Raw genomic sequence first — 10,051 nt, 5'->3', positions numbered from 1 at the left:
GTCCGGTGATGGTCGCCCTCGTACTCGACGGCGAGATTGATGTCCTCCCAACCCATGTCGAGCACCGCTGCGAGTTCGCCGTATTCCCCATAGACAGGAATCTGAGTCCGCGGCCGTGGGTAACCGGCGCCGATGACCGTCAGTCGCAGCCACGTTTCCCGGGGTGACTGCGCACCGGCGTCCACCAGCTCGAGCGCGCGCCTGGCCCGCCGGATGTTCCGGTGGCCCTTGTAGCGTTCCGCAATTAATTCGGCATCGGCGACCTTTAGTCGGGTTGCCCGAGCCAGGGCGTCGAGCGCAGCGACGGCCGTCCCGACCGGATTGCGACAGGCTAGGTCGAATGCCGTGCGCGCCGGGGTCGTCACTGACATGCCCTGGATCGTCGTGCTTTCGTCGTCTTCGATGCGGTCAGCCCAGGTGCGGACATGTGTTGGCGCGTGGCGATTCTGGTAGATGAGTTCGGCCGGCGCCTGGGCATCGACCCATTTGGCGCCGTGTAGCGCCGCGGCCGACCGGCCGGCGAGGACCCCGCGCCGCCGTGACCACAACCACGCCGCCTCGGCACGCACCACGGCGGTGACCTCCGCATCGCGGGGCACGTACACGTCGCGGTGCATCGCCACGAACCTGCCGGTGCGTAAGGCGTACGGCGTCACCAGCCCGGACGCGACCGCCTCGCTACCGAGAAATGGCTTTCCCATCCCGCGGAGTATGCCGAGGGGCACCGACGGGTCGTCCAGTGTGAAGCCATTGCGAAAATCCGGCCGGAAGATCGCAATGGCTTCACGTTCGGCGGGGAAGGGGCGCCCGAGGGGTCTACTTGTTCTGGAAGTTGGGCTTGCGCTTCTCGGCGAACGCCCGGGGGCCTTCCTTGGCGTCGTCGGACAGGAACACCTTGATGCCGATCTGGGTGTCGATCTTGAAGGCCTCGTTCTCGTGCATGCCCTCGGTCTCGCGGATCGCCCGCAGAATCGCCTGCACGGCCAGGGGGCCGTTGTTCTCGATGATGTCGGCGATCTCGAGCGCCTTGGACAGCGCCTGCCCGTCCGGCACGACATGCCCGATCAGGCCCATCTCCTTGGCCTCGCCGGCGGTGATGTGCCGGCCGGTCAGCAGCAGGTCACAGGCGACCGTGTAGGGGATCTGCCGCACCAGGCGCACGGCCGACCCGCCCATCGGGTACAGGCTCCACTTGGCCTCCGAGATGCCGAACTTGGCACTCTCGCCGGCGATGCGGATGTCGGTACCCTGCAGGATCTCGGTGCCGCCGGCGATCGCGGGGCCCTCGACGGCCGCGATGAGCGGTTTGGTCAGCCGGCGACCCTTCAGCAAAGCGTCGATTCGCGACGGGTCGTAGCTGCCATCCTTGAACGACTCACCCGGCGGTTTCTTGGTTGCCGCTTTGAGGTCCATGCCGGCGCAGAAGTAGCCACCGGCCCCGGTCAGGATGCAGCAGCGGATGTCCGGGTCGTTGTCGACGCGGTCCCAGGCCTGCACCATGATTTCCATCATTTCGGTGCTCAGGGCGTTGCGGGCGTGCGGCCGGTTCAACGTCACGATCAGGGTGTGACCGCGCTGTTCGACGAGCGCGTCATGTCCCGCTTGGTCGTTTGCTGGAGCCTCGGACACAGCTACCGCCTTTCCGTCGATGAGGGGCACGAGCTTGTCAAGAAATGTAACACGTTCTAATTTAGTGGCCGTGGCCCTGAATATTGCCGATCTCGCAGAGCACGCCATCGACGCTGTGCCGGACCGTGTCGCCCTGATCTGCGGCGACGAGAAGCTCACCTACGCCCAGCTGGAGGAGAAGGCCAACCGCTTCGCCCACTACCTGATCGACCAGGGCATCAAGAAGGACGACAAGGTCGGGCTGTATTGCCGAAACCGCATCGAGATCGTCATCGCGATGCTCGGCATCGTCAAGGCCGGCGCCATCATCGTCAACGTCAACTACCGCTACGTCGAGGGGGAGTTGCGTTACCTGTTCGACAACTCCGACATGGTCGCCCTGGTCCACGAGCGCCAGTACTCCGACCGGGTCGCCAACGTGCTGCCGGACACCCCGAACGTCAAGACCATCCTCGTGGTCGAGGACGGCAGCGACAACGACTACACGCGCTACGGCGGCGTCGAGTTCCACTCGGCGATCGCGGACAGCTCGCCCGAGCGCGACTTCGGCGAGCGCAGCGCCGACGACATCTACCTCCTTTACACCGGTGGCACCACCGGATTCCCGAAGGGCGTGATGTGGCGTCACGAGGACATCTACCGGGTGCTGCTCGGTGGAACCGACTTCGCCACAGGCGAATTCGTCAAGGACGAATACGACCTGGCCAAGGCCGCGGCCGCCAACCCCCCGATGATCAACTATCCGGTTCCGCCGATGATCCACGGTGCCACCCAGTCGGCCACCTGGCGGTCGGTCTTTTCGGGCCAAACCACCGTGCTGGCACCGGAATTCAACGCCGACGAGGTCTGGCGCACGATCCACGATCATAAGGTGAACATGCTGTTCTTCACCGGCGACGCGATGGCCCGGCCATTGCTCGATGCGCTCGACAGGAAAAACGACTACGACCTGTCGTCGCTGTTCATGCTGGGCAGCACCGCGGCGTTGTTCTCGCCGAGCATCAAGGAGCGCCTGCTCGAGTTGTTGCCCAACCGGGTCATCACCGACTCCATCGGCTCGTCGGAGACCGGATTCGGCGGCACCAGCATCGTGGCGAAAGACGCCCCGCACAGTGGCGGCCCGCGCGTGACCATCGACCACCGCACGGTGGTGCTCGACGAGGACGGCAACGAGGTCAAGCCGGGCTCCGGGGTGCGCGGGTTCATCGCCAAGAAGGGCAACATCCCGGTCGGCTACTACAAGGACGAGAAGAAGACGGCCGAGACGTTCAAGACCATCAACGGGGTGCGCTACGCGATCCCGGGCGACTGGGCGCTCGTCGAGGAGGACGGCACCGTCACCATGCTGGGTCGCGGCTCGGTGTCGATCAACAGCGGCGGCGAGAAGATCTACCCCGAGGAGGTCGAGGCGGCGCTCAAGGGCCACCCCGACGTCTTCGACGCCCTGGTGGTCGGCGTGCCCGACCCCCGGTACGGCCAGCACGTGGCCGCCGTCGTGCAGGCGCGACCGGGCGCCCGCCCGACGCTCGCCGAACTGGACCGCTTCGTGCGCTCCGAGATCGCGGGATACAAGGTGCCGCGCAGCCTTTGGCTGGTCGACGAGGTCAAGCGTTCGCCCGCGGGCAAGCCCGACTACCGCTGGGCCAAGGAGCAAACCGAGGCGCGGCCCGCCGACGACGTGCACGCCGCGCACGTAACCGCTTGACCCACTTCGTCAAGCAACACCCCGCCGCCCCCAGCGGCTACTTCGGGTGGGAGGCCGCCGGGCTGCGGTGGCTGGCCGGCGTCGACGGCGGCGTGCCCTGCGCCCAAGTGGTTTCCGTCGATCCGACGAGCCTGACCCTGGGGCGGCTTGACTCGGTGACGCCGACGCCCGAGGCGGCGCGCGCGTTCGGTGGCCGGTTGGCCGTCACGCATGATGCCGGCGCCCCCGCGTTCGGAGCGGGGCCCGAAGGATGGGACGGGCCCGGGTTCTTCGGGCCGCTTTCCCAGCCGCTGCCGATGTCGCTGCGGCGGCACAGCCGCTGGGGCGAGTTCTACGCCGAGGAGCGGCTGGCGCCGATGGCCGACCTGGCGGCGGCGCGGCTCGACGCCGCCACCCGCGACGCGATCGACTCCGTCGTCAGGCGGTGCCGCGCCGGCGATTTCGACGACGATGACCGGCCCGCCCGGTTGCATGGCGACCTGTGGGGCGGCAACGTGATGTGGACGCCCGACGGGGTGGTGCTGATCGACCCGGCCGCGCACGCCGGCCACCGCGAGAGCGACCTGGCGATGCTCGCGCTGTTCGGCTGCCCGCACTACGACACCATCGTCGACGGCTACGAGCGGGCGCGGCCCCTGCGGGCCGGCTGGCGCAACCGCATCGGGCTACACCAGCTTTTCCCGCTTTTGGCGCACGTCGTGCTGTTCGGCGGCGGGCACGCTCAGCGGACGCACGCTTGCGCCCGCGCCGCGCTGGCCCTGTAGCGCCGGCGTCTACTGTTGATCGCGATGACGGTCGATGTGTGGATGCAGCACCCCACTGCGCGGTTCCTGCGCAGCGACATGCTGGCATCCCTGCGGCGGTGGACCGGCGACGCCATCCCCGACGCCGACGTCCCGATCGAGGCGAGCATCGCGACTATGGACGCCGCCGGCGTGCGCTTCGGATTGCTCAGCGCGTGGCGCGGCCCCGGCGGCCAGGACCTGATCTCCAACGACGAGGTCGCCGAGTGGGTCAGCATGCACCCGAATCGGTTTGGCGGGCTGGCCGCGGTCGATCTCGACCGCCCGATGGAAGCGGTCCGCGAACTGCGCCGCCGCGTTAGGGACGGATTCCTGGGCCTGCGGGTGGTGCCGTGGTTGTGGAACGCACCGCCCACCGACCGCCGGTACTACCCGCTGTTCGCCGAATGCGTGGAGCTGGGGGTACCGTTCTGCACCCAGGTGGGCCACACCGGTCCGCTACGGCCCTCGGAGACGGGCCGCCCGATTCCCTACATCGACCAGGTCGCCCTCGACTTCCCCGAGCTGGTGATCGTGTGCGGGCACGTCGGCTATCCGTGGACCGAGGAGATGGTCGCGGTCGCCCGCAAACACGAGAACGTCTACATCGACACCTCGGCGTACACGATCAAGCGGCTTCCGGACGAGCTGATCCGGTTCATGAAAACCGGTACCGGACAAAGCAAAGTCCTGTTCGGCAGTAACTACCCGATGATGACCCACGCGCACGCCCTGGCCGGGCTGGCCGAACTCGACCTGGCCGACGAGGGCCGCCGAGAGTTCTTGCACGGCAACGCCGAGCGCGTTTTCAAACTGGAGGCAGACACGTGAACGGTGCCCAGGCCCTGATCAACACTCTGGTCGACGGCGGCGTCGACGTGTGCTTCGCCAACCCGGGCACCTCGGAGATGCACTTCGTCGCCGCGCTGGACACCGTCCCGCAAATGCGCGGCGTGCTGGCGCTGTTCGAGGGCGTCGCCACCGGGGCGGCCGACGGCTACGCCCGCATCGCCGGCCGGCCGGCGGCCGTGCTGCTGCACCTGGGCCCCGGCCTGGGTAACGGCCTGGCCAACCTGCACAACGCCCGGCGCGCTCAGGTGCCGATGGTCGTGGTCGTCGGCGACCACGCCACGTACCACAAAAAGTACGACGCCCCACTGGAATCCGACATCGACGCGCTCGCCGGAACCGTCTCCGGGTGGGTACGTCGCACCGAACGCGCCGCGGACGTCGCGTCCGATGCGGCGGAGGCGATCGCCGCGAGCCGGGCGGGCTCGCTGATCTCGACGCTGATCCTGCCCGCCGACGCGTCATGGTCGGACGGGGCGCAACCGGCCGGGACGACTCCTGCGGAGCCGGCGGGGGCCGAACCGCGGTTGGCGTTCGAGGTGATCGAGGTGCTGCGCTCGGGGGAACCCACGGTGGTGATGATCGGCGGCGACGCCACCCGCGGACCGGGCCTTGCCGCCGCCGCGCGCATCGCGCAGGCGACCGGCGCGCGGGTGTTGTGCGAGACGTTCCCGGCGCGGCTGGAGCGCGGCGCGGGCGTTCCCGCCGTCGAGCGGCTGGCCTATTTCGCCGAGGCCGCCACCGCCCAGCTGGACGGCGCCAAGCATCTGGTGCTAGCCGGTGCCAAGTCGCCGGTGTCCTTCTTCGCCTACCCGGGCATGCCCAGTGACCTCGTCCCGGCCGGCTGCGAGGTTCACCTGCTCGCCGGACACAGCGGTGCCGCCGAGGCGCTCGCCGCGGTGGCCGACGAGCTGGCGCCCGGAACCGTTGCGCCCGTTGCCGTTGCGGCGCGGCCTCAGCTGCCGACGGGTGCCCTGACGTCCGCGTCGGCGGCCGACGTGATCGGGGCGCTGCTGCCGGAGGGAGCGATCGTCGTCGACGAGTCGAACACCTCCGGCGTGCTGCTCGCCCAGGCCACCGCGGGGGCGCCGGCCCACGATTGGCTGACGTTGACCGGCGGCGCGATCGGGTACGGCATCCCGGCCGCCGTCGGCGCCGCCGTCGCCGCCCCCGATCGGCCGGTGTTCTGCCTGGAATCCGACGGCTCCGCGATGTACACGATCTCCGGGTTGTGGACTCAGGCGCGCGAAAACCTCGACGTGACCACCGTGATCTACGACAACAGCGCCTATGACATCCTGCGGATCGAGCTGGCGCGGGTGGGGGCCGGATCGGCCCCCGGGCCCAAGGCGCTCGACCTGCTCGACCTGTCAAGGCCGACAATGGATTTCGTCATGATCAGCGAGGGAATGGGGGTGCCCGCGCGCCGCGTCAGCACCGCCGAGGAACTCGCCGACGCGCTGCGGAACGCGATGAGCGAATCCGGGCCGCACCTGATCGACGCCGTGGTGCCGTCAATAACGGGCTAGCCCCGGAAGTCGGCCGAGGACCCACTCCGACATCGTGTTGAGGACATCGACGCCCGTCTCCAACACCCCGTCGTGGACCCTGGCGGCCAGGGCCATACCCCAGTGTCCCGTCGGCGTGGGCACGATCCCGAACTGCCGCACCAGGTAGTCGCCGTGCATCCCCGGCCCCCAACCGCCTTTGGCCGCAAAGCCTTTGGCGGCCAGGCCCCAGCGATGGCCACTGCTGAGGCGCTGCATCAGGTCGATGACGTCGGACGAACCGGGGATCGACGGCAGCTCGGCGGCGAACCGGGCTTGCCGCTGCAAAGTCCACTGCGTCTGGCCGAACGCGGTATAGCCACGCCGGAGCCGGCGCGATTCCACGACCGTGGCGGTGTCACCGCCCTCGGCGATCACGACCTGCACCCGGCGCGCCGCTTCCGCCGGATCGCCCAAACCGGACCACAGTTGCTCCGATGCGTGATTGTCGGACTCGGTGATGGCCTTGACGGCCAGGTCCTTCGCCCGCAACCAATCGCTGCGCAGCGCGGCGATCGCCAACGGCACCTTGATCGTCGACCACGCGACACCCGACCACCACCGGCCCAGCGAATACGTGCGGTCCGGCCGGGCGATAGCTATGCCGACCTCCGCCGGCACCGCGGCCGACAGCTGATCAAAGCTCGCTTCGAGCGCGGTCTCCAAGGGTCGCGAAGTCATGCGCTGATCGGACCAACCATCGCGTCTCCTTCGATCCCGGCGTCTCCGTGCAGTCAAGCATTATCGTCGACGTACCCATCGCACAGCGCGCCACGGCGGACGGCGCGTCGCTAGCCAGGCGGCAGCGGCGGCAGCGGGAGTCCCGGTTCCTGCGGCGGCGGTTCCCACGGGGCCCGTTCCGGCGTCTGCGGCGCGTAAACCAGAGGGGGTGGCGGAGGCAGGGGCGGGGGCGGTGGCACCGGGTCGGCGGCGGCGCACCCGGCGCCGAAACCTAGCGCCGCGCCGCCGAGCGACGCGAGGAGGGCCGACCCGGCGATCAACTCACGAATTTTAGGCATCTGCCGACGTTCCCCTTCCCGTTTGCGGCTGGATCCGCACCACCGGATCGTCGCAGTCGACGCCCTGCGCCGCCAACTGGCGCTTGAGCACCTTGAAGGTCACCGTGCGCGGCAATTCCGCGCTGACCCGCACGTAGGACGGCCATTGCTTGGGTCCCAAGTCGGGCTGCTCCGCCAGGAAGGCGCGGAACTTGTCGGCGTCGAACTCGGTCCCGTTGGCCATCACCAGCGCGGCCATCACCTGGTCCCCGACCACCGGGTCGGGCACCGCGTACACGGCCACCTCGGTCACGTCGGGATGCCGCAGCAGCACCCGCTCGATCGGAGCGGCGCCGAGGTTCTCACCGTCGACGCGCATCCAGTCACCCAGCCGCCCCGCGAAGTATGCGTAGCCGGCGTCGTCGCGGTAGGCGAGGTCGCCGCTGTGGTAGACCCCGCCCGCCATCCGCTCGGCCTCGGCGGCCTCGTCGTTGTAGTAACCCTCGAAGCGGCCCGCGCCGGCCGTGTTGACCAGCTCGCCGACCACGCCCACGGGGCAGGGTTCACCGGTATCGGGGTCGACGATGTCGACGCCCGCGGGAAGCGGGCCCAACGCACCATCCGGGGTGTCCGGGGTGCGCGCGATCGCCACACCGCCTTCGGTGGAACCGAATCCGTCCTGCACGACGCACCCGAACCGGCGTGCGAAGCGTTCGACATCGCGGGGCACGCCCTCGTTCCCGTACACCGCTCGCAGCGGATTGTCCGCATCGTCGGGCCGCTCGGGCGTGGCCAGTACATAGGACAGGGGCTTGCCGACGTAGTTGGCATAGGTGGCGCCGAAACGGCGGACGTCGACCAGGAAGTTGGAGGCGGAGAACTTGCGCCGCAACGCAAGTGAGCCCTGGCACGCGACCGCGACGGACCAGCCGACCAGCACCGCGTTGGAATGGAAGAGCGGCATCGACACATAACAGACGTCGTCGCGGCCGAGGTCGAAGCGCTGGGTCATCGTGATGCCCGCGATCGCCACCTTTCCGTGGCTGCACTTCACCGCCTTGGGTTCGCCGCTGGTGCCCGATGTGAAAATCAGCATGAACAGGTCTGCGGCCGTTGCGGATTGGAAGTGCGATTCGGCATCGCGATGTGCGGCCACCTCGTCGGCCCACTCGGCGGAGTCCACGTTCACGTGGTCGATGTCGCCCAGCGCGGCTGCCGAAGCCGAGTCGGCCAGCACCACCTGGCAGTCGGCATGGGCGATGTCGCGGGCCAGCGCGTCGCCGCGGCGCACCGGGTTGAGCCCCACCGGCACGATCCCGGACATGCCGGCCGCCGTCAGCATCGCCGAGAAGAACGGGGTGTTCTCGAACAGCACGCCGATGTGTGGCGGCTTCGCCGGGTCGAGGCGGTCCCGCAGCGCCGCCGCGATGGCGGCGCCGTGGCGCAGGTGATCCCGCCAGGTGGTGTACGTGTCTTCGAAGTAGATGCCCCGGTCATCGATTTCTGCCAGCGGCGCCAGCAGTTTGGTGACCGTCGGATCGGGGGGAAGCACGAATTCAGGCAGGGGTTTCCGCCAGCTCGCGGCCGATCCGGCGCAGCTGACCGGTGGCACCACCCAGCGCGAATTCGGCCTCCTTGGCGGCCAGGAAGTAGCGGTGCACCGGGTGATCGGTGTCCACGCCGACGCCGCCGTGCACGTGCACGATGGTGTGCGCCACCCGGTGCCCGGCGTCGGCGGCCCAGAACGCGGCGCTGGCCACGTCGATCTCGGCGGGAACGTCCTCCGAGACCCGCCAGGCCGCCTGGGTGAGGGTGAGCCGCAAGCCCTTGATGTCGATATAGCCGTCGGCCAGCCGCTGCGACACCGCTTGGAAGCTGCCGATCGGGCGATCGAATTGTTCCCGCTCCCTGGCGTATTCGGCGGTGAGCTGCAGTCCGCGTTCGAGCACGCCCAGCTGGAAGGCGCTGCGCCCCAGCGCCGCGAGCGTGTCGAGCCAGACGACAACCTCGGCGCCGCCGACCATCCGGGCACCGGCCACGTCCGCGCCGTCCAGCGCCAGGTGTCCGACGCTGCCCAGGCCGGTGGTCTCCAATGCGGTCACCGAAACCCCGGGATCGCCGGCGGCGACCAGGAAAACGGCGGTGCCGGAATCGGTCTCGGCCGGAACGAGAAACGCGTCGGCCACCGGTCCGAAGCCGACCTGGGTGCGGGTGCCGGTGAGGCGGTAGCCGTCACCGGCGCGGCTGGCCTGCACCGGGCCCTCACCCATCTCGCCCAGGAGCGCGGCGGTGAGGATCTTCTCCCCGCCGACCGCGGGAGCACCCCAATCCTGTTGCAGCTCTTCGGTGCCGAACCGAGCCAACGCGCCGGCGCCGAGCATCACCGACTCCAGGTATGGCACGGCCGCCAACTGGTGACCCAGCGCCACCAAGATCGCGACCTGCTCGAGCACCCCGAATCCGTCGCCGCCCACCGAGGTGGCCGAGGCGCTGGTCAGGATGCCGGCGTCGACGAGCTTGCCCCACAGCGCGCGGTCGAAC

Annotated in this window: 9 protein-coding genes; 4 read left to right on the top strand and 5 right to left on the bottom strand. The window is 69.2% G+C overall.

Going from position 1 to position 10,051, the window contains the following annotated elements; translation table 11 throughout:
- Together A5701_RS22015 and A5701_RS22010 are read right to left on the bottom strand one after the other, a co-directional pair.
- Window positions 1-701: type IV toxin-antitoxin system AbiEi family antitoxin (locus tag A5701_RS22015; RefSeq protein ID WP_067758863.1), on the bottom strand; the 701-nt coding region annotated here is incomplete at its 3' end.
- Between the two features lie 115 nt (window positions 702-816).
- Window positions 817-1,629: a crotonase/enoyl-CoA hydratase family protein gene (locus tag A5701_RS22010; protein WP_067758860.1), complete on the bottom strand. Its 813-nt coding sequence runs from the start codon at window positions 1,627-1,629 to the stop codon at window positions 817-819.
- 64 nt (window positions 1,630-1,693) lie between these two features.
- Between A5701_RS22010 and A5701_RS22005 the strand changes: the two genes are divergently transcribed.
- From A5701_RS22005 to A5701_RS21990, 4 genes are read left to right on the top strand one after another with little or no spacing between them, the layout of a single operon-like run.
- Window positions 1,694-3,334 carry an acyl-CoA synthetase gene (locus A5701_RS22005; protein WP_067758857.1) on the top strand — a complete coding sequence of 547 codons (1,641 nt, stop codon included), beginning with the start codon at window positions 1,694-1,696 and terminating at the stop codon, window positions 3,332-3,334.
- Entirely contained in the window at window positions 3,331-4,098 is a 768-nt protein-coding gene (locus A5701_RS22000; protein WP_067758854.1) for a fructosamine kinase family protein, read from the top strand. The genes A5701_RS22005 and A5701_RS22000 overlap by 4 nt, the downstream gene beginning before the upstream one ends.
- A 24-nt stretch (window positions 4,099-4,122) precedes the next feature.
- Window positions 4,123-4,947, top strand: coding sequence for an amidohydrolase family protein (locus A5701_RS21995; protein WP_067758851.1), 825 nt, complete (start codon window positions 4,123-4,125; stop codon window positions 4,945-4,947).
- Window positions 4,944-6,494, top strand: a complete 1,551-nt coding sequence (locus A5701_RS21990; protein ID WP_067758847.1) for an acetolactate synthase large subunit — start codon at window positions 4,944-4,946, stop codon at window positions 6,492-6,494. Before A5701_RS21995 ends, A5701_RS21990 begins: the two co-directional genes overlap by 4 nt.
- On the opposite strand, the gene A5701_RS21985 is transcribed toward A5701_RS21990, so the two are convergent.
- The 3 genes from A5701_RS21985 to A5701_RS21975 all read right to left on the bottom strand — a co-directional run.
- Window positions 6,480-7,193, bottom strand: a complete 714-nt coding sequence (locus tag A5701_RS21985) for a serine hydrolase (protein WP_067758844.1) — start codon at window positions 7,191-7,193, stop codon at window positions 6,480-6,482. The two genes, A5701_RS21990 and A5701_RS21985, sit on opposite strands and share 15 nt — an antisense overlap.
- A gap of 330 nt (window positions 7,194-7,523) precedes the next feature.
- Window positions 7,524-9,062, bottom strand: a complete 1,539-nt coding sequence (gene fadD17 / locus A5701_RS21980; protein WP_067758866.1) for a long-chain-fatty-acid--CoA ligase FadD17 — start codon at window positions 9,060-9,062, stop codon at window positions 7,524-7,526.
- Window positions 9,063-9,066: 4 nt separating this feature from the next.
- Window positions 9,067-10,051, bottom strand: a 985-nt coding sequence (locus tag A5701_RS21975; protein WP_067758841.1) for an acyl-CoA dehydrogenase family protein, incomplete at its 5' end; no start/stop codon positions are given.

Origin of the sequence: Mycobacterium sp. E3305 (assembly GCF_001666785.1) — a bacterium.
Taxonomy (GTDB): domain Bacteria; phylum Actinomycetota; class Actinomycetes; order Mycobacteriales; family Mycobacteriaceae; genus Mycobacterium.
The sequence above is the reverse complement of the archived record's forward strand: the minus strand, read 5'-3'. Positions and strand labels throughout refer to the sequence as shown.